Source organism: Candidatus Planktophila lacus, from assembly GCF_002287925.1.
In the GTDB taxonomy this organism is placed as follows: domain Bacteria; phylum Actinomycetota; class Actinomycetes; order Nanopelagicales; family Nanopelagicaceae; genus Planktophila; species Planktophila lacus.
In genome coordinates, this window is sequence record NZ_CP016769.1 from 1,315,359 (window position 1) to 1,334,835 (window position 19,477).

Annotated in this window: 23 protein-coding genes and 1 tRNA gene; 8 read left to right on the forward strand and 16 right to left on the reverse strand. The window is 46.1% G+C overall.

Annotated features, from left to right (window positions below):
• Positions 1 to 2: 2 nt before the first annotated feature.
• The 7 genes from hpt to A1s21148_RS06670 all read right to left on the reverse strand — a co-directional run bounded on the left by hpt (position 3) and on the right by A1s21148_RS06670 (position 6,050).
• The gene (hpt, locus tag A1s21148_RS06640; protein WP_095671630.1) at positions 3 to 554 is read right to left on the reverse strand and encodes a hypoxanthine phosphoribosyltransferase; all 552 of its coding nucleotides are present in this window, start codon (positions 552 to 554) and stop codon (positions 3 to 5) included.
• Positions 555 to 585: 31 nt separating this feature from the next.
• Positions 586 to 1,551, reverse strand: coding sequence for a tRNA lysidine(34) synthetase TilS (tilS, locus tag A1s21148_RS06645; protein WP_095671631.1), 966 nt, complete (start codon positions 1,549 to 1,551; stop codon positions 586 to 588).
• Between the two features lie 9 nt (positions 1,552 to 1,560).
• Entirely contained in the window at positions 1,561 to 2,766 is a 1,206-nt protein-coding gene (locus tag A1s21148_RS06650; RefSeq protein WP_095671632.1) for a C40 family peptidase, read from the reverse strand.
• A 73-nt stretch (positions 2,767 to 2,839) separates the two neighbouring features.
• On the reverse strand, positions 2,840 to 3,643 hold the full coding sequence (locus A1s21148_RS06655) for an ABC transporter permease (RefSeq protein WP_095671633.1): 804 nt from the start codon (positions 3,641 to 3,643) through the stop codon (positions 2,840 to 2,842).
• Entirely contained in the window at positions 3,640 to 4,548 is a 909-nt protein-coding gene (locus tag A1s21148_RS06660) for an ABC transporter ATP-binding protein (RefSeq protein WP_095671634.1), read from the reverse strand. Before A1s21148_RS06660 ends, A1s21148_RS06655 begins: the two co-directional genes overlap by 4 nt.
• A gap of 57 nt (positions 4,549 to 4,605) precedes the next feature.
• Complete coding sequence (locus A1s21148_RS06665) at positions 4,606 to 5,145, reverse strand: ABC transporter permease (RefSeq protein WP_095671635.1); 540 nt, start codon at positions 5,143 to 5,145, stop codon at positions 4,606 to 4,608.
• Positions 5,142 to 6,050 carry an ABC transporter ATP-binding protein gene (locus tag A1s21148_RS06670; RefSeq protein WP_095671634.1) on the reverse strand — a complete coding sequence of 303 codons (909 nt, stop codon included), beginning with the start codon at positions 6,048 to 6,050 and terminating at the stop codon, positions 5,142 to 5,144. The genes A1s21148_RS06665 and A1s21148_RS06670 overlap by 4 nt, the downstream gene beginning before the upstream one ends.
• A gap of 37 nt (positions 6,051 to 6,087) precedes the next feature.
• On the opposite strand from A1s21148_RS06670, the gene metZ reads away from it, so the two are divergent.
• Positions 6,088 to 7,311, forward strand: coding sequence for an O-succinylhomoserine sulfhydrylase (gene metZ, locus A1s21148_RS06675; protein WP_095671636.1), 1,224 nt, complete (start codon positions 6,088 to 6,090; stop codon positions 7,309 to 7,311).
• On the opposite strand, the gene A1s21148_RS06680 is transcribed toward metZ, so the two are convergent.
• Entirely contained in the window at positions 7,293 to 8,189 is an 897-nt protein-coding gene (locus A1s21148_RS06680) for a heme o synthase (RefSeq protein ID WP_223299386.1), read from the reverse strand. The genes metZ and A1s21148_RS06680 overlap by 19 nt on opposite strands.
• Positions 8,190 to 8,300: 111 nt before the next feature.
• Here A1s21148_RS06680 and A1s21148_RS06685 point away from each other — a divergent pair, with 111 nt between their 5' ends.
• Together A1s21148_RS06685 and A1s21148_RS06690 are read left to right on the forward strand one after the other, a co-directional pair.
• The gene (locus A1s21148_RS06685; RefSeq protein ID WP_095671637.1) at positions 8,301 to 8,741 is read left to right on the forward strand and encodes a hypothetical protein; all 441 of its coding nucleotides are present in this window, start codon (positions 8,301 to 8,303) and stop codon (positions 8,739 to 8,741) included.
• Positions 8,742 to 8,759: 18 nt separating this feature from the next.
• A complete protein-coding gene (locus A1s21148_RS06690) occupies positions 8,760 to 9,860 on the forward strand; it encodes a YncE family protein (RefSeq protein WP_095671638.1) in 1,101 nt (366 codons plus the stop codon).
• Here A1s21148_RS06690 and A1s21148_RS06695 read toward each other — a convergent pair.
• Together A1s21148_RS06695 and A1s21148_RS06700 are read right to left on the reverse strand one after the other, a co-directional pair.
• Positions 9,838 to 10,983, reverse strand: a complete 1,146-nt coding sequence (locus tag A1s21148_RS06695; RefSeq protein ID WP_223299387.1) for a D-alanyl-D-alanine carboxypeptidase — start codon at positions 10,981 to 10,983, stop codon at positions 9,838 to 9,840. The two genes, A1s21148_RS06690 and A1s21148_RS06695, sit on opposite strands and share 23 nt — an antisense overlap.
• Before the next feature lie 56 nt (positions 10,984 to 11,039).
• Entirely contained in the window at positions 11,040 to 11,387 is a 348-nt protein-coding gene (locus A1s21148_RS06700; RefSeq protein ID WP_095671640.1) for a hypothetical protein, read from the reverse strand.
• A 51-nt stretch (positions 11,388 to 11,438) separates the two neighbouring features.
• Here A1s21148_RS06700 and A1s21148_RS06705 point away from each other — a divergent pair, with 51 nt between their 5' ends.
• On the forward strand, positions 11,439 to 12,083 hold the full coding sequence (locus A1s21148_RS06705; protein WP_095671641.1) for a TrmH family RNA methyltransferase: 645 nt from the start codon (positions 11,439 to 11,441) through the stop codon (positions 12,081 to 12,083).
• Here A1s21148_RS06705 and A1s21148_RS06710 read toward each other — a convergent pair.
• Genes A1s21148_RS06710 through A1s21148_RS06720 form a run of 3 tightly spaced genes read right to left on the reverse strand, consistent with a single transcriptional unit; the run spans position 12,072 to position 14,910 of the window.
• The gene (locus tag A1s21148_RS06710) at positions 12,072 to 12,569 is read right to left on the reverse strand and encodes a low molecular weight protein-tyrosine-phosphatase (RefSeq protein ID WP_095671642.1); all 498 of its coding nucleotides are present in this window, start codon (positions 12,567 to 12,569) and stop codon (positions 12,072 to 12,074) included. The two genes, A1s21148_RS06705 and A1s21148_RS06710, sit on opposite strands and share 12 nt — an antisense overlap.
• Positions 12,570 to 12,576: 7 nt before the next feature.
• Positions 12,577 to 13,530: a tetratricopeptide repeat protein gene (locus A1s21148_RS06715; protein WP_095671643.1), complete on the reverse strand. Its 954-nt coding sequence runs from the start codon at positions 13,528 to 13,530 to the stop codon at positions 12,577 to 12,579.
• Between the two features lie 24 nt (positions 13,531 to 13,554).
• The gene (locus A1s21148_RS06720) at positions 13,555 to 14,910 is read right to left on the reverse strand and encodes a N,N-dimethylformamidase beta subunit family domain-containing protein (RefSeq protein ID WP_095671644.1); all 1,356 of its coding nucleotides are present in this window, start codon (positions 14,908 to 14,910) and stop codon (positions 13,555 to 13,557) included.
• Positions 14,911 to 15,008: 98 nt separating this feature from the next.
• Between A1s21148_RS06720 and A1s21148_RS06725 the strand changes: the two genes are divergently transcribed.
• The 4 genes from A1s21148_RS06725 to A1s21148_RS06740 are packed head-to-tail and all read left to right on the forward strand — an operon-like array spanning position 15,009 to position 17,549.
• Complete coding sequence (locus A1s21148_RS06725; protein WP_095671866.1) at positions 15,009 to 15,683, forward strand: energy-coupling factor ABC transporter permease; 675 nt, start codon at positions 15,009 to 15,011, stop codon at positions 15,681 to 15,683.
• Positions 15,683 to 15,985, forward strand: coding sequence for a PDGLE domain-containing protein (locus tag A1s21148_RS07570; protein WP_095671645.1), 303 nt, complete (start codon positions 15,683 to 15,685; stop codon positions 15,983 to 15,985). The genes A1s21148_RS06725 and A1s21148_RS07570 overlap by 1 nt, the downstream gene beginning before the upstream one ends.
• Positions 15,986 to 16,044: 59 nt before the next feature.
• Entirely contained in the window at positions 16,045 to 16,800 is a 756-nt protein-coding gene (cbiQ, locus tag A1s21148_RS06735) for a cobalt ECF transporter T component CbiQ (protein ID WP_190276879.1), read from the forward strand.
• 2 nt (positions 16,801 to 16,802) lie between these two features.
• Complete coding sequence (locus A1s21148_RS06740; protein ID WP_095671646.1) at positions 16,803 to 17,549, forward strand: energy-coupling factor ABC transporter ATP-binding protein; 747 nt, start codon at positions 16,803 to 16,805, stop codon at positions 17,547 to 17,549.
• On the opposite strand, the gene A1s21148_RS06745 is transcribed toward A1s21148_RS06740, so the two are convergent.
• From A1s21148_RS06745 to A1s21148_RS06755, 3 genes are all read right to left on the reverse strand, one after another.
• Complete coding sequence (locus A1s21148_RS06745) at positions 17,538 to 18,446, reverse strand: DMT family transporter (RefSeq protein ID WP_095671647.1); 909 nt, start codon at positions 18,444 to 18,446, stop codon at positions 17,538 to 17,540. The genes A1s21148_RS06740 and A1s21148_RS06745 overlap by 12 nt on opposite strands.
• Position 18,447: 1 nt before the next feature.
• Positions 18,448 to 18,520 (reverse strand) — tRNA-Lys (locus tag A1s21148_RS06750).
• Positions 18,521 to 18,576: 56 nt separating this feature from the next.
• Positions 18,577 to 19,440: a DUF6454 family protein gene (locus A1s21148_RS06755; RefSeq protein WP_095671648.1), complete on the reverse strand. Its 864-nt coding sequence runs from the start codon at positions 19,438 to 19,440 to the stop codon at positions 18,577 to 18,579.
• Positions 19,441 to 19,477 lie beyond the last annotated feature (37 nt).

The window sequence follows — 19,477 nt, forward strand, 5'->3', positions numbered from 1 at the left end:
CCCTACGAATACATGTGCTTTGCGAGCACACCGATAAAGGAGAGGTTGCGATACTTCTCGTCAAAATCAAGTCCATAGCCAACTACGAAATCTTTAGGAATATCAAAGCCGACGTATTTGCAATCAACTTCTACTTTCGCTGCCTCTGGTTTACGCAGAATCGCGAGAATTTCAACACTGGCTGCGCCTCGTGACATTAGGTTTGCGCGAAGCCAAGAAAGCGTGAGACCAGAATCAACAATGTCTTCAACGATCAAGATATTGCGGCCAGTGATATCGCGATCTAGATCTTTCAAGATACGAACAACGCCGCTGGACTTTGTGCCAGATCCATAGGAAGAAACTGCCATCCAATCCATTTCAATATGGCGTTGCATCGCGCGAGTAAGATCTGCCATCGCCATGATTGCACCTTTAAGAACTCCTACAAGAAGTAAGTCGCGGTCTTTGTAATCTGCATCAACGCGTGCTGCAAGCTCCGCAACTTTTTCGCGAAGTTGATCTTCGGTAACGATTACGCGTTCTACATCTGTGCCGACTGCAGCTAGATCCACTTAAGGACTCCTTCATGTGGTTATGAGGTGATCAATTTGGACGGGCCAAGAGCGAAAGTCTGCCCGAAATCCGGGCAACCTTCACACCACCCGGCAGGCTCGCCTCCCCTTGTCCGTGCCAAGAAGTGACCAGCGCCTCAACGGCAGCGAGGTGATCTGCGCTTATTGAGCCACCTGGAGCCCCTGCTGCATAGATCGCAGCCCTCAAAATCCGAGAACGGATCGCTCTGGGAAGTTCGGCAAGGGCTGCGCAATCTAGATCTTTGAGGTCAACTCGAGAGATAACTGCTTGCGCCATCTCATCTAAAGCATCAGCATCATCGCGCAAGATCGCTGCACTGCGGGAAAGCGCTGCAGCAATTCCTGGGCCGATCTCTGTTTCCATAATTGGCAAAACTTTATTGCGCACTTTAACGCGCGTGAACTTTTCATTTTCATTATGTGGATCGTTCCAGGGTTTCAGATCTGCTTCGGTGCATGCAGCAACTGTTTGTTCACGAGTAAGGCTTAAAAGCGGTCGTGCGTACTTTCCATTAACAACTGCCATTCCGGAAAGTGAACGTGTGCCAGAACCGCGCGCTAACCCGAGTAAAACTGTTTCGGCCTGATCATCGCGAGTATGTCCCAAGAAAATTTGAGAAGCGCCAAATGCATGTGCAGCAGAATCAAGAGCGGCATATCGTGCAGCGCGCGCATCGGCTTCTAATCCGGATTTTTCGACAATATCTACTTTTTCAATTAATACTTCTTGATAACCCATATCTTTTAAAGTGCTTTGTACTTTTTTAGCTTGATCTGCCGAACCGCTTTGTAATTGATGATCAACGGTTACGCCAATTAAGGTGATTGCTAAAGCTGGCGCTTCTTTAATAAGGGCATAAGCAAGCGCAAGTGAATCTGCACCACCGGAAACCGCGACTAGCGCACAATCACCAGCGGTTAGGTTTTCTAAAAATGGTCGGACAGCGTTTCGTAGGTCAACGAGCGCGCTGGTCATGCGCTAACTCTAGACCCGACCACCAAATGGCATAAGTCCTTTAATGCTGTAGATATTCGAGTAGAGCAGGCCTTTCCCCTTTGAATTGGCCTCCCACATCATTCCGTTACCAGCATAAATAGTGATGTGGTGGATCGATGAAATTGTTCCTTTATATGAATAGAACAATAGATCGCCTGGAACAAGTTCATTTAAAGAGACATGTTTGGTATATCCCGCATAAAGCGCTGAGTTTAGGCGATCCCAATTTGGCCAACCGAGTCCTGCCGCTTTATATGCGGCGTAAACCAAGCCAGAACAATCAAATGAGTTTGGTCCTTCTGAACCCCAAATGTATGGCTTGCGCGCTAAAACTTGCTTCTTTGCGAAAGCGACCGCAACTGCGCGTTGTTCTTCAGTTGTGCGGATTGTTGAACGTCCCTTAAACCCGGTATCTGCCCAAACCTTTTTCTGGCCCGCAGTATTAGCCGCGGTATTAGCAAGGCTTTCTTCAAGGAGTGCAAGTGCGCGTTGCTGTTCTAGCGTAATTCGGACTCGCTTTGCGCTGGCAAGTTCGCGCGCTAACTTATCCTGAATCGCTTGCAACTTATCTACTTCTTTTTGTTGTAGCGCTTTTGCATCATCTGCAACTTTTTTAGCCCCCGCAACTTTTGCAGTTGCGGTTTCTTGCACAACCTTTGCCGCATCGGCCTTTACCTTTGCCTCGCGCGCCACAATTTCCGCAGCTTTGTAGCGATCAAGCGCCATTGTGTTCTGTACGCCCAACTTATCTAAAGTTGAAATCTGATCAATTAAATCTTGTGGGCCGTTAGCGCTAAGTAGTGGTTCGATATCTGTCATCGATCCACCCATAATGTATGCATTCGCTGCTAGTTTTCCGATTACACGATGTGCTTGTGCAACTGCCTCTTGTGTCTCGCGAGCATATTCCGCGGCAGCTACCGCAGCAGCAGTTGCTACAGCGAGTTCACGCTTTGCCTTTACATATAACGCCTGTGCTGCATTTGCTTTGGCGGTTAAGGTTCGAAGAGTTTGATTGGCTGCTGCTAATTTCTTCGCGGCTACATCGGCGGCTTTTTTCTTCGCGGCTTCAGCTTTCTTCGCCGCCTCAATCTGCGCCAGAGTTGGTTTCGGAGTTGCTGCGATGGCAGGAGTAATCGGTAGCGCGAGCCCAAAAATCAAGGCTAGCGCTAGCGCTTTTCTGCGATGCAACACAAAACCCCCAAGTGTTAAGCCCCCAGAATAAGTGAGCAACCTGTGGAACTCCGTTAAAAGGTGGTGAGTGTCGCTAGTTGGCTACATCTCGTTTTGTGAATAGAACGGTTGCGATAACCAATGCGATTCCCACGTAAATCCCAGAAAGCGAAAGTGCATGGGTATAACTAATTGTCTCGGTTCCACCGGCAGCAACTGTTGCCAACTGACTTCCGGGCAACCATTCCAAAGTGCTGGATTTAACTGCGCCCACAATATTTTCTACAATCAATAGCCACAGTACGCCAAGTGAAATTGAGCTAATTGGTGAGCGGAAGAGAATTCCCAGAACCATGCCGATGATTCCAAAGCCTAAGATCGAGATGAATACATTTAGCAGTGTTTTCGCTATTTCGATACGTCCATCGCTATTGAACCAAAGCGTGGTGCTGACATCTTTACTTCCGGCGAGAATGTAAGAGAGACCGATTGAAATTACAGCTCCGACCAAAGTCATAATGACTGCAAAGGCTTTCATCGATGCCAATTTGCCGATCAATAAGCGGATACGGCCAGGTTGGCGCACCAAAAGATTGCGCAGCGTTCCGAGTGAGTATTCCTGAGCGGTTTGGGCCGCAAATACACAGAGTGCGATGATTCCGAGCAGGTTGCCAATACTCGTAAATGCTTGTGTAGAACCACTTGGTAAGGCGAGCATTTCGCGGGTAATTCTTACACCGCGATCGCCATTGCCTTGTGGGGAATCGATAAGTAAGAAGAGAAGTGAAGAAACCAAGACGCTAAAGAATGCAACTGCTCCCATTGTGCCCAGTAGCAAGGTAGGACGTCGTAATTTGCGCCATTCGGCAAAGAAGATTCTCGTTAGGCTGCGGATCATTTCTGATCTCCTGTCATTTCAAAGAATGTCTCTTCTAGGTTGGGTAGTTGTGGTGAAAGCTGGGTAAGTAATATTCCGGCCTCAAACGCCAACTTATTTAGAACTCCCGCCCATTCTGCAGGTCCTTCAATATGTGCAACTCCATCGCGAATATGTGCTTTATGCCCAGCGCCTTCGGCAAGAGAAATAATTTTTTCTAAATCGCTTAACTTTTCAGTCTTAACCAGCATAAATGGTTGCTGCGCATCGAAAAGGTCTTGCATTGCGCCTGCAAAAACTACTTCTCCCTTTCGCAACATAACCAAATACTCGCTAATGATTTCTAACTCTGAAAGTAAATGTGATGAAACAAATACTGTTGTACCGCCATCTGCCAGCGAACGAAGAAGTTGGCGAATCTCTTGAATTCCTTCAGGATCTAATCCATTAGTTGGTTCATCTAAAATCAAAAGCTTTGGATTTGGCAGAAGTGCAGCTGCGATACCCAAGCGCTGTTTCATACCAAGTGAGTAAGTTTTGTACTTTGATTTTCCGCGATCAGCGAGCCCTACTTGTGCGAGTAATTGATCTACACGTTCAAGGGGAAAGCCTCCAAGGGTTGCTAGAACTTTTAGATTCTCAGCGCCAGATAGAGCTGGATAGAAAGCAGGGCCTTCGATCATCGCCCCTACTTGAGAGAGATATTTCTCTGGAGATGTAATGGGCTCACCCAAGATGCGCCCAGTGCCACCGCTAGGTGAGATTAGTCCGAGCAACATGCGGATCGTCGTTGTCTTGCCAGCGCCATTTGGGCCAACAAATCCGCAGATCGTTCCGGCTGGTACCTGAAAATTGGTATGTGAAACGGCAAAGCCAGAGTCATATTTCTTACTTAAATCGCTAACGGATATCGCTAATTGAGGCATGTACTCAATATAGCAATTGCACCTTAGAATTCTCGGTGTGAGTAATGAGATCTGGGGTTACCAACCAAAGCCTAAGATCGAGATGAATACATTTAGCAGTGTTTTCGCTATTTCGATACGTCCATCGCTATTGAACCAAAGCGTGGTGCTGACATCTTTACTTCCGGCGAGAATGTAAGAGAGACCGATTGAAATTACAGCTCCGACCAAAGTCATAATGACTGCAAAGGCTTTCATCGATGCCAATTTGCCGATCAATAAGCGGATACGGCCAGGTTGGCGCACCAAAAGATTGCGCAGCGTTCCGAGTGAGTATTCCTGAGCGGTTTGGGCCGCAAATACACAGAGTGCGATGATTCCGAGCAGGTTGCCAATACTCGTAAATGCTTGTGTAGAACCACTTGGTAAGGCGAGCATTTCGCGGGTAATTCTTACACCGCGATCGCCATTGCCTTGTGGGGAATCGATAAGTAAGAAGAGAAGTGAAGAAACCAAGACGCTAAAGAATGCAACTGCTCCCATTGTGCCCAGTAGCAAGGTAGGACGTCGTAATTTGCGCCATTCGGCAAAGAAGATTCTCGTTAGGCTGCGGATCATTTCTGATCTCCTGTCATTTCAAAGAATGTCTCTTCTAGGTTGGGTAGTTGTGGTGAAAGCTGGGTAAGTAATATTCCGGCCTCAAACGCCAACTTATTTAGAACTCCCGCCCATTCTGCAGGTCCTTCAATATGTGCAACTCCATCGCGAATATGTGCTTTATGCCCAGCGCCTTCGGCAAGAGAAATAATTTTTTCTAAATCGCTTAACTTTTCAGTCTTAACCAGCATAAATGGTTGCTGCGCATCGAAAAGGTCTTGCATTGCGCCTGCAAAAACTACTTCTCCCTTTCGCAACATAACCAAATACTCGCTAATGATTTCTAACTCTGAAAGTAAATGTGATGAAACAAATACTGTTGTACCGCCATCTGCCAGCGAACGAAGAAGTTGGCGAATCTCTTGAATTCCTTCAGGATCTAATCCATTAGTTGGTTCATCTAAAATCAAAAGCTTTGGATTTGGCAGAAGTGCAGCTGCGATACCCAAGCGCTGTTTCATACCAAGTGAGTAAGTTTTGTACTTTGATTTTCCGCGATCAGCGAGCCCTACTTGTGCGAGTAATTGATCTACACGTTCAAGGGGAAAGCCTCCAAGGGTTGCTAGAACTTTTAGATTCTCAGCGCCAGATAGAGCTGGATAGAAAGCAGGGCCTTCGATCATCGCCCCTACTTGAGAGAGATATTTCTCTGGAGATGTAATGGGCTCACCCAAGATGCGCCCAGTGCCACCGCTAGGTGAGATTAGTCCGAGCAACATGCGGATCGTCGTTGTCTTGCCAGCGCCATTTGGGCCAACAAATCCGCAGATCGTTCCGGCTGGTACCTGAAAATTGGTATGTGAAACGGCAAAGCCAGAGTCATATTTCTTACTTAAATCGCTAACGGATATCGCTAATTGAGGCATGTACTCAATATAGCAATTGCACCTTAGAATTCTCGGTGTGAGTAATGAGATCTGGGGTTACCAACCAACCAATCAACGGCCTGCACCAGATTGGGAAATCAACCCTCAAACTGCAGCAGTGCGTGCCGGTCTTGCTCGTTCTGGTTTTGGCGAAACATCTGAGGCCCTTTATTTAAATAGTGGCTTTACATATTCCTCCGCTCAAGAAGCATTTGATGCATTCGCTGATGAGACAGATCATTACTTGTATAGCCGTTTCCATAATCCCACAGTGCAGATGTTTGAAAAGCGTTTGGCTGCAATTGAAGGCGCAGAATATTGCGTTGCAACAGGTTCTGGAATGTCCGCCATGTTCGCATCTGTCGCCTGTCTTGTTAAAGCTGGAGATCACGTAGTCGCATCAGCTGCGATGTTTAGTTCTTGCCACGTTGTGTTAACTGAGATATTGCCCAAGTGGGGCGTTACCGTAGAGCTTGTAAAAGGAAATGACTCAACAGTTTGGGCTGCAGCGTTAAGCAAACCGACAAAAGTCGTCTTTATCGAATCTCCAAGTAATCCTTTAATGGAAATAGTTGATATCCGTATGGTTAGCGATCTGGCTCATAAAGTTGGCGCCACTGTGATCGTTGATAACGTTATGGCTTCTCCGGTTTTGCAGAAACCCCTTGAACTCGGTGCAGATGTAGTTATGTACTCCGCAACAAAACATATTGACGGTCAAGGGCGCGTACTTGCTGGAGCAGTTCTTGGTTCCTTCTCCTATATTCACGAACATTTAATTCCATTTAATCGCCACACTGGTCCATCACTAAGTCCTTTTAACGCCTGGGTGCTTTTAAAATCTTTAGAAACTATGGAGATGCGCGTTCAACGTATGTGTGAAAATGCCCATGCGATTGCTGAATTTCTAGAGACTCGCAAAGAGATTAAATCTGTTAAATACCCTGGGCTAAAGTCGCATCCAGATTATGTAACTGTTCAGAAGCAAATGACTGGCGGCGGAAGCACAATCGGGATCGAATTTGCTGGCAGCCAAAAAGATGCTTTCGCCTTTATGGATGCTCTGCGAATTATTGATATCTCTAACAATTTAGGCGATAGCAAATCACTTATTACCCACCCATCTTCTACAACTCATCGCCGTTTAGCGCCAGATGTTCAAGCCGAGATGGGTATTACTCCTTCAGTGCTTCGCCTGTCAGTTGGGCTAGAGCATGTAGATGATTTGATAAAGGATTTAACTCAAGCCTTTAAAAGTTGAGCCGCAACAAGCAAAACAGATAGCAGGCTCAAGTAAGTAATAGACCATTGAAAAATTTTTCCTGCAGTTTTCTCATAATTTACTGATTTTTCATTTAAGCCACGGAGTTGAGCGGCGAAAACTAATCCCAGTGCAACCGTAACCGCCATCGCCCAGTTCTGTAGCTCTGCATTAATTATTAGCGCTACTGACGAAGCAATCATGGCAATTGTATAGATCCACATCTGACGAAGTAGATGTGTCTTACTGGCTACAACTGGCAGCATTGGAATATGCGCGGCAGCGTAGTCATCCTTATATTTAATTGCTAAAGCCCAAAAATGAGGCGGTGTCCAGAAGAAGATAACTAGGAAAAAAGACCACGCGGTAACCGAGAGCGAATTTGTAACAGCAGCCCAACCGATTAGCGCTGGCATACATCCTGCTGCCCCGCCCCAAACAATATTCTGCGGAGTGCGCTTCTTTAGCAAAATTGTGTAAACCCAAACGTAGAAAACAATTGCAGTTGCAGTTAGTGCGGTTGTTAGCGCGTTTGTATATACCGCAAAAATTAGAAGTGATATCAAGCCAATTAAAGTTGCAAAGATTAGCGCTTCGGCTTTTGTAAGTACACCAGTTGCAAGTGGCCGCTTTGCCGTGCGCTTCATTAACTTATCTGATTCGGATTCGATCACCATGTTAAATGCATTTGCACTTCCGGCAGCGAGGGTTCCACCAATTAAAGTTGCCATGGTTAAGGTGAGTGAAGGCAGACCTTCATTTGCTAAGACCATCGAAGGAAGAGTTGAAACCAATAAAAGCTCGACTACGCGTAACTTCATGAGGTCTACAAATCCGCGAACCTTTACAGAAGGTTTTACGCGTGAATTCGTGGACACAGGCAAAGATTACTCAGCATTAATGTGCCGCGTTCTCATGGTCCTCTAAGGAAGGACGCCTATTGTGCGTATTGACGCTAAAACTTGCTATCAAAGATAGGGATATGACCAATGACACCTCCAAAGAAGCCTGACTGGATCGAGATCGCCGAAAACGATGGCGGTTTAAATCAACCAGCACCTAAGGCAAAGAAGAGCCGTCCAGTACTTATTGCTGCGACTGCATTGGTTCTGACTTTCGGTGGCGCTGTTGTAGCCCAAACAAATCAAGGTGGGACTGGGGATACTCAGCAGCCTCAATTGGTGCAGGCATCGCAATCAGCCACAATGGCGACTCCGGCGCTAAGCGCCGTAACGCCACAATCAACATCTCCAAATTTATCTAGTTCTGTGCAATCACCGTCGATAAAAGCTCCTTCAATTGGCAAAAACACTCTTCCGGCCATTGCTACCCCACCAAATATGAATGGCGGAGATGACGATGATGAAGATGAGGACGAAGATGAGGACGAAGGTGATGACGAAGATGATGACGACCGTGACGATCATTAATGCCAGTAAAGTTAGCGAGTGCCTCGCAAACTAGTTAAGAAGATTTCACTGGCAGTTACTTGTCTGCTCCTAACTGGCATCGCTAGCCCGATTAGCCAGGCGAATAGCCAAGATCTTTCTGCTTCGAAAAAGATCGTTTTAGTAAAAACCATTAACGGTGCGATTGCACCTAAATCGGTTGAGGCATCAAATAGCGGGCTAGTCAGCGCCCATAACATGATGTATCGCCATAGCGTGACCCTTTATAACGCGCAGACGATGGAGCTTGAAGCTACGATTCCTGATTCGGTAAAACTCTCAGATTTTGGCTACTCGAAATATTCTGGAACATATAAAGGCTCACCTGTAGAAGGCGCCTTCTCTCCTGATGGCAATTATCTTTACTTCACAAATTATGCGATGTATGGCAAAGGCTTTAACAGAGAAGGAACCGACACTTGTTCTCCTAGCGATAACTACGATAAAAGTTTTCTATCGCGCGTAGAACTTTCAACTAAGAAAATTGATGCGATCTATCCTGTCGGTTCAGTTCCTAAGGTTGTTAAAGTCTCACCGGATAATAAATATATTCTTATATCGAATTGGTGTTCCTACACAGTCACAATCATTTCTGTAGAAACTCAACAGGTAGTAAAAACTATAAAAATTGGTCGATATCCGCGGGGCATTGCAATCACCAGCGATAGCAAATTCGCTTATGTTGCCGAAATGGGTGGAAACCGAATCCACCAGATCAACCTGGAAGATTTCTCAGTTAACTACATACCAATTGGATCAAACCCTCGTGCAATTGTGCTCTCCCCAGATAACACAAAACTTTATGCAACTTTGAATATCTCGGGAAAAGTTATCGCTTGGGACTTAGCTACAAATAAGGCGATTAAGAGCGTGGCTACTGGAAAATCCGCACGTAGTTTGGCGATCTCAACAGATGGCTCAGCGCTTTATGTAGTCAATTTTAGAAGCGGGACTTTATCTGTCGTCAGTACAGAAACAATGAAAGTCTTGCAGAACGTCAAGGTTTGTAGCGAACCTATCGGAGTTACTTACGATCAAACCGAATCAAAGACCTGGGTGGCTTGTTACGGCGGTTCAATTAAAGTATTTGCACCTCAGTAACAACAGTTGCGCTTTCCGGTGCAGGAATAGCCAACGGCGCAGCAATCTTGGCTAGATAACGATCTAAAGTCTTGCGTGCACGATCACTTGCTGAATTAGTTCTACGAATCTTGTCGGCGATGATTACAAATGCGTATTCACGATCGCCAGATTGCACATAGCCAGCCAGGCTTACGGTTCCGGTAAGCGTGCCAGTCTTTGCCTTAACCAAACCAACCGCATCCGGAGCCGTCTCGATATAGCGATTTCGCAGCGTTCCACTTTCTCCACCGACCGGAAGACTCTCAATCAACCTTGAAAGAACTGGATCGGAATGAATTTTGTAGAGCAGTTGTGCAAGTACGTGTGCAGTTATTTTATTCTGTCGAGATAAACCACTGGCATCAATAACGACTATCTGCGCTGGATTTATCCCAAATGAAATCAAAATCTCTGCGAAGGTAACTGCTACGCCTTCATCGTTAAATTCATTGCCAGCATACTTTGCGGCGATCTTAGCCATGCGTTCTGAAAGTTGGTTATCACTCCAAAGCAAGAACCAATCAAGCATCTTTATAACTTGTGGTGATTCTGAAGTTAAAATCTCTTCGCTAACTAATGAAGTAGCCTTTTCATCGCTTACCTTGATAAATGCAGCGGTAACTCCACGTTTCTTGTAGAAGGCTTTATAACTTGCAACTTCGTTGGCATAGATACCGTTGTAATAAACCTTTAACTTCTTTATCGAACCGCCTGAGCTCTCTTTAACTTTACTAAGGCTATTAAAGGCAATCCGTGGAAAAGAGGTGCGCTTCATCTTTGTTGCAACCCGATGATCCATCGAAATCCAAGGATCAAACTCGCCATCGATAACAATTGAATCAGGAACCGTGCCGAGTGAAACTCGAGTTGTAAAGACTTGGTCAGGCTGTAAGTGTTTTAAGGTGGCCGCGGCTGCAAGAATCTTCATTGTCGAAGCGGGCTTGCGTTGTGAAAATGCATTTGATTCAAAGACGATCTCGCCGGTGCTTACATCAATTAACGACACCGATGGATTACTTAACTCTGGCTCTACCGCTAGACGCGAGAAAACGCTGGCTGCTGAGATGGGATCAAATGCAGAAGCGCTAGGAGTGATAGCCAATACCGCTGCGGTCAGCAGCGCAGAGCGCCTAACAAAACTATTAAACAAGCGCTGTGTTACCCAACTGTGGCGATAAGAATATTGAGAACTGTTAGGCCAATTAACGTTAGCCAGATGCTCTTCTTTAATTCGCTCTTCTTCGCGTTTATGTAGCTAAGTACCAGAATGGCTAGGACTACCAAGAGCTTTATTCCAACTTTGGTGTGATCTAAGGTCTCATCTGGTTTTGCCGATGAATAAGTACCAACCATCACAAGACCTGCCAATAGCGCAGTCGCTGCGGAATGCATTACACCTTTAGAAAGTTTGCGAGGGCTTTTATTCCATTGCATAAGAAGCAGAATAAGAATTCCAGCGATCGCCAACATATGTGCGATATATGCGATCAGAAATACAGTCTCCATAGTTTCTAGCCCTTTCTAGCCTTTCTTGCATATTAAGTTTAGAGTGCGCACATGGAAATAAATACACCTGCCACGATCGGCCCAGGAGAATTTTTTCCTGTTGTAGGTGTTGGTCCTCATGAAAAACCTTGGCCAACAGGTGCTCAATATGACTCAGAATTGCTTGAGAATGGTGATCGTCGCAATGTTCTAGATCACTATCGCTATTGGTCCGTTGAAGCAATTGTTGCTGATCTCAATACTAAGCGCCATAAACTGCATATCGCTATTGAAAATTGGCAACATGACTTAAATATCGGTTCAGTTGTTCGAACTGCAAATGCCTTTAATGTTTCGGCCGTACATATCGTTGGAAAGCGTGACTGGAATAAGCGTGGCGCAATGGTTACAGATAGATACCTAACCGTTATTCATCACCCCACAATCGCCGACTTTGCAACTTGGTGTAAAGAAAATAACCTGCCGATTATCGGAATCGATAACGTCCCGACTTCTAAACAACTTGAAGGAGCGCAATTACCTGAATCATGTGTGCTTTTATTCGGACAAGAAGGCGCCGGAATGTCAGATGAAGGTATTGAAGTCTGCGAAGTGCTCTATGAGATACGCCAATATGGATCTACTCGTTCCATGAACGCTTCAGCTGCTGGCGCGATAGCGATGTATCACTGGGCGCTGCAACACCTACCTCGTTAACTCCTGCAGCAAACCATCTATCGCACGTTCCACCATTCCGAGAACTTCTTCGAATGCCGAATCAGGTAGCGAATAAGGATCTGGAACTTCGCGATCGCCAGCAATTGTGTAATCAAAGTCGCGCAAGAAATGAACTTTACCGTGCAGTTCTTGATTTTCAGTAAGCGACAAAACATTTCGGTGGTTGCTGCGATCCATCACCAAAATCAAATCAGATTTCTCCATTCGTGCAGCAGTCATTTCCGACGCGATGTGATCGAACTTGTAACCTGCTGCTTCCCAAGTTTTCTTGGAAGGTGGATTTGGACCTTCACCTACATGCCAATTTGAAGTTCCCGCACTATCGACCAGAATTTTCGGTGCGCTCCAAGTAGAAGTTCTATTTGCTAAAACCGCTGCCGCCATTGGAGAACGACAAATATTTCCTAGACAGACCATGGTGATTAAAAGTTCATCGCGATTTCGCAGATGAGATAAATCAGGCACGAGTTATTTAGTCGCCTAAATCATCCGAGACGGGGACATCTTCCATCGCCTCGCGCACAGCAACCAAGCGGCGGTCGATTTCATCTGCTTCAGCCATACGACCAAGAGCGCGAAGCACTTTGGTCATACGGGTTTCGATATCAACAATTAGTTCGAAATCCTTTGGTTCTTCTTCAGAAATAATCTGCAGAACACCATCTAACGTCGCCAGACCTTCATCGAGTTTTCCGAGTAGAACTTCGGCTTTTCCGTATTCGTAGAGCGCAAAGGTTTCACGGCGGTGATCATGGCCGGTTTCAAAGACATCGATCGCCTTGCGAGCAGCTTCGATCGCTTTTTCGCCATCGCCGAGTTCGACATAGCAAGATGCGATCTTCTGATCACAGCGTGCAACTTGAATAACTTCTTTTTCGGTCTTAAAAATCAAACGAGCTTCTTTAAAGGTAGTAATTGCCTGGTCGTACTGCTTTAGCTCGCGATATGCGCAACCAAGCAAATGGAGATCATTAGCGGCACCGATTTGATTTCCATCAACTAAATGCTCTTGCGCACATTCATCCATGATCTCGACAACTTTTACAAAGTTCTTCGAGGCATACCACCACTCACCCAATGTGCAGGCAAGTTCTAATGAGAGTGGAGATTTGCTCTCGCGCAAAATTTCCACAGCTTTGCTCATGGCAGTGGCCGCTTCATCCATACGCTTTAACTGATTTAAGTTATAACCAATTGCAGAGTAAGCCTGCGCAAGTCCTTCGCTAGATTCAGCAGCGCCGAGTTCAGAGAAGATATCGCGCGCGGTTTCGGCAAGTGCTAAAGCTTCGTCGTACTGTCCGCGTGCAAAAATTCGCGCACTTAATTCGTAATATGTATTTGCACGATCTGCGCCATGGACCTCTGGAATTCGATCCCAGAGCATCTCTTCGGTTACGAGCTCGTCCTGGCTTTCATCATCGCTCATGGCGGCGAGATTACTCTTAAATAATTAGGAAGGCGCGTTATATTGTGTAAACGCCATGCGCCAATTTCCCAACGGGCCAAGCGCTGCGCCTTTCAAAATATTCTCAGTTACTGCACGGATTTGCCGTTGGGTCGCCTTATCGAAGCGGTGTCCCCATGGGCAGCGATCTTCCATCGCACAAACCCAGCCATTTGTAGCCATATTCAGGGCGCCCGCACCGGATGGGCGGGTGTAATAAGTGGCCATTGATGGGACGGATTTTTCAAAAGGCAGAATTGAAGATCGCGCGATCGTCTCAACTGGCGGACCGTTAAATGTAATCGGAGTATCGGCTTCATAACCAACGACGCCTTTGATAACTGCCCCAGGTTTTAATACATCAAAAGGCCAGAGGCTGGTTTCAACGACCATATCTCGTTTAAAACCGAGTGAAAGATATTGCGAACCTAAGAGCGTGACTTCTGGTCGGCCTAAATCACGCCAAGGTGTAACGCCAGAAATCGTTTCGCCATTTATATCAATCCGGTTATAGGCGGTATTGCCACCAAGGACAATTAGATTAACTCCACGGTCAACCGCTGCTTCAACTGCATTGCGCATTTGCGTTGTCCAGTATTCGCTGTGTCCACCAAAGACCAGTGCCTTGGTCTTACTTGTTAAATCAGGGTTGCGATCTAAATCAAAGTCGGTGGCATAGTTAATGGAAAGACCTAGCTTTTCTGCTGCTTTTATTACGGGGTATTCCATGTAGCGGAACTGCCCCGATCCATCACCATCGTAAGGACGCGCAAAGGAAACTTCGCTGGCGCGAGTTTCGCGTTTTCCGTCAGGGCCTTTATAAAGGCTGTATCCACCCCACTGGTTGTAAGTCTGCCAAGTTATAACTGATGAGATAAAAGTTAAATCACTTTCAACGTCAGGATTGTTTATGACTAGCGGAATAAAAGTTGCTTCGCGATTTGGAGCCTGTAACTTAAACAAATATTGACCAGGCAGATACTTTTCAGAGGCGACAAAATTCCAACCATCTCTTGCAGATAAAGATGCAAAACGGCGAGCGCCAATGCCGTCGTAGTAACCCATGCGATAGATAGTGACCTTGGCTTTTTCACTTTCAACAAGGGTTAACTTCGCACTTTCTCCGCAACGAAGTGAGGTGGTATCGAAATAACCTTCTGCGCGATCAATTGCCTTGCGCCTTGAGAAATCTGCGCTGAGGCGAAATGGCACACCCTTGCTCCAGGTGGGATCGCCCTTTCGAGCGTTCTCAGATTGAACCCATCCCTGCCCCGGCTGCGAGCAGCTTTGTGCACGAGCAGGCGTTGCCATAGCTGTCGCTCCAGCAAGGACTACAAGGACGCTAACGATCAATTTACGCATGATGTGCGAAAGGATAGGCGCCCTTATTGGGTAGCGCCTGTGAGCCAACCAAGGATTTTGCAGATGCGAATGATTTGCATCTGGCTTACAATTTACGCATGCATATCCCTGATGGCTTTATCGACCTGCCCACCTCTGCCGCCTTCGCCGCGGTAGCCGCAGCAGGCGTTGCCATCTCCATCCGTGGCGCAAAATCTTCGCTTGATGAGAAGACCGCGCCGTTAGCCGGACTTACTGCAACCTTTATCTTTGCGGTGCAGATGCTCAATTTTCCGGTCGCTGCCGGAACTAGCGGACACTTACTTGGCGCAGGACTTGCTGCAGTATTGATTGGTCCTTATGCAGCAACTTTGGCGATAACAATTGTTTTGATCTTGCAAGCCCTGCTCTTTGCAGACGGTGGATTAAGCGCACTTGGCTTAAGTATCTTTAATATGTCACTCGTTGCCGTCTGGTTTGGTTACGGCGTCTTTCTCTTGGTTAAGAAGATTGCACCGAAGAAGAAACTTTCAATCAGCATCGCAGCGGCAATCGCAGCGTTGTTATCTGTACCAGCTGCTGCCGCAGGATTTGTTCTGCAATATGCAATCGGTGCCAATGCCACTTTCTCAGTCTCTGCAGTCTTCACTGCGATGATCGGTACACACTTCCTTATCGGAATCGGTGAAGCGCTAATTACCTTCTTCGCCGTTGGTGCAGTACTAGCCAGTCGCTCAGATTTGGTTTACGGATATAAGAACGAGAGTTCCAAACTAGAGATTCGTGCCAACTAATGAAGCAGAAAACATTTTTGATCACGGGGTTTATTGCCTCACTATTTCTTGCAGGAATTGTTTCGTTCTACGCATCGTCCAATCCTGATGGCCTAGAAAAGGTTGCTGGTGACATTGGTTTTATTGATACGGCGAAAGAGAACACCAATAGCGAAGGAATACTTGCTGACTATGGCGTCAAGGGCGTAGATAACCAGCGTCTTTCAACAGGTGCAGCAGGTGTAATTGGTGTTGTTGCCACGGGAGCAATTTCAACTGGACTCTTCTTCTTAATTCGCCGTAAATCTGGTGACAAAAAATAAAACTTCAGACCACAGAACTTGATCTCGTACATACCCATGGCCACCACCACGGCCACGATGTGGGCGAGCGACTTTATCTACACCGCCATTCAGTAACGCATTCACTGCCCTCACACGTAAAGATTCTGACCGTTCTTGTCTTCATCTCAGTCTCTGTTGCAACGCCAATTACTCGCTGGCCTGCATTTATCGCCTTTTTTAGCCTGCTTATCTTCACAGCAGTTATGAGCAAGATTCCGATTCTTCTGCTCTTTAAGCGTGCGTTAATTGAGATTCCATTTGTCTTCTTTGCAATCCTGATGCCATTTTTTGGTGAAGGTGAAAAGTTCTCCATCTTTGGCGTAATGGTTTATCGCGATGGTTTATTGGCTGGAACTTCTATTGTGGTTAAGGGAACGCTTGGCGTTCTAGCCGCGGTGATTCTTTCAACTACAACAACGGCGCGCGAAATCCTGCGGGGCTTAGAAAAACTCAAACTTCCAATGATCATGGTTCAGATCGCCTCATTTATGTTGCGCTATATCAATGTGATTAGCGATGAGATGGAGCGGATGAAAGTTGCCCGCGAGTCACGTGGCTTTATTGCAACTGGGATCAAACATTGGAAAGTTTTAGCAACCGCAGCAGCTGCTCTCTTTATTCGCTCTTACGAGCGCGGTGAACGAGTTCACTTAGCGATGCTCTCTCGCGGCTTCGATGGCGCACTTCCATCGCTAGATTCTCATTCCGTAACTACACGTGAATGGTTCACTGCGCTATCAATTCCAGGCCTCGCCTTAATTGCTTCAATAACCGCATCACTGATTGGTTGGTAGAAATGTCTAACGTCCCAAGCTTGCAGATCACCGAATTGGCATTTGCTTATCCCGATGGCAACCAGGCGTTGTATGGCGTAAATCTGACAATCCAAAAGGGTGAGCGCGTTGCACTACTAGGTCCTAACGGTGCCGGCAAGACAACACTGGTTATGCATATGAATGGAATTCACCCAACAATGCAGGGTGAAGTACGTATTTCAGGCGAGCTAGTCGATAGCAAAAATAAAGAGTCTCTAAAAGCGATTCGCTCCAAAGTAGGAATCGTCTTTCAAGATCCAGATGATCAACTATTTATGCCTACCGTTGGAGAAGATGTCGCCTTTGGACCGTACAACATGGGGCTCCGCGGTGAAGCGCTAGATAAAGTTGTTCAAGAAGCGTTAACCCAGGTTGGCATGTTGGATTTCATCGATCGCCCACCGCACCATTTATCTTTCGGACAACGTCGCCGTGTTGCTGTTGCAACAGTGCTTGCGATGAAGCCTGAGATCTTGGTCCTTGATGAACCATCTTCTAACTTAGATCCTGCTAGCAGGCGCGAACTTGCAGATATCTTGCGTTCGTTAGATATCACTATCGTCATGGTTACTCACGATCTGCCCTATGCCTTTGAACTCTGTGAGCGTTCGGTAATTCTCTCTGGCGGCATCATCGTTGCAGATGGCAAGACAGGCCAAATTCTCAACGATGAGAAGTTACTGAAGTCGCATCGCCTAGAACTACCGGTTGGGTTTTCATTTAACTAGCCGAAGTTTGATGCGATTTTGACCGATTGCAGCGCCCAGTAAAACAATGAGTGCTCCAACTGGTTCATACCAATGAATCTTCTCTTGTAAGAAGATCACACCAACAATCACCGCTACAACTGGCGTTAAATACGTGACGCTGCTCGCTATTGCACTTCCTGCCAGCGCCATAACTTTAAAGTTCCAAATGTATGCAAACCCGCTACCAAATACGCCAAGTGCGATCATCGCAAAAACAGGAGCTGCTTTGTATTCGTATGTATCAATACCGTTGTAGATAAAGAAGGGAAGCAAGGTGAGCGCACCAAGAGTTACTTGCCCAGCTGCAATAGATTCTGGCGCCAATTTATGCGGTAGAACGAAGCGGCGTGAATAAGGAAATGAAAACCCATAACAAGTAACAGCAGCAAGCAAAATTAGAATTGCCCAGAGCGGATTGTCACCAAGACCTTTCCAAGCACCTAAAACAGTTAATACTCCAGTAAACCCAATCAAGATACCTACTACCTGATGAAGTTTCGGTTTCTCTTTTCGCGTAACAACCATAATTGCTAGCAAAGTCATTAGAGGTGTTACCGCGTTAATAATTCCCGCTAGAACAGAAGTGACTTCCGTTTCGGCTAGCGCGAAGAAGACCCCTGGAATAACATTTAAAAGTAGTGAAACAACCCAAAGGTGAAATAGAACCTTCTTTGATTCGGGAAGTGCAATTCCTTTGTACTTAGCCCATGCCAGCAAAGTCAGCGCACCAAGTGCACAGCGACCAAAGGCAACTCCAAATGGAGTTAGAAATTCAAGGCCCAATTTGATAAATATGAATGAACAGCCCCAGACAACTCCTAAGGCTAGGTAGATCGGTAGCCACGAACTATCTTTCTGTGGCTGCGAGGATGACACGTGGGCCCTGTCGGGCTCGAACCGACGACCCACGGATTAAAAGTCCGTTGCTCTACCGACTGAGCTAAAGGCCCCACTGTATTTCGGCGAAAGTAGCACCGAACACTCGCCGTATCTTAGCGGAGTTTTATCACCGTCTAACAGCTTTATAGGTGCTAAGTGAGGTGCCACCGAGATCATCCCCGTCATCGGGTGCAACGTGGAGAAAAAGATCTTCTCCTGTAATCGACAGGGAAAATGGATTTCTGGTGAGCACATGCCCAGCCTTTGTGTGCGAATAGATCGGTATTTCATGAACTATTTTTTTGGTTTTAAAATCTAGTAAGGCTAGGCCGCCAAGTTCTGATGCCATTTGTTTTTCAGCTTCTTCATTGGATAAGAGTACTGAAATCCCACTAGCGATCACTTCACCAGAATTGAGAAAAATCGCGTCTTGATAATCAACGAAGTGGCTGGGGTTTTTCCATTGTTCAATTTCTTCACCTTTTTGATTCCACACATAAAGCACACGGGATCCCCAATTGCCTCCATAAATCAATGATTTTTCTGGGTCTGGCACAGCCCAGCCAATGGAATCATTTATACGAAAAACTTCACGAATTGAAAAATCAAATGCATTAACTGCAACAACCATGCTGCGTGCATGAGGTCTATATTCTCCAACTGGAATCCAAATATCTTCTCCATCAAAATCTATTCCACCCGGATGGTACATAGATCCTTCACCGATAATCAGGTCTTTTATTAGCGACCCAGACCGATTCGCAATAAATAGGTGACCAACACCGCTACCCGGTGTTGATTTATTTGGATCAAAAACATTTTGTGGGGGCTCATTAACTTCAACAGATGAGAGAAAGACATAATTTTCTGTAACAACTAAGCCTTGCGGATGATATGTAGGAAACTTAAATGAAATTGAATCTTCAAGTTGCCACTGGGTAGTGCGATCGCAGGCTAGGAAACTTTCACGTATTTCTTGACTGTTACGCATAGCCGAAAGCCTACCAACCTGATTTACGAAAACCATA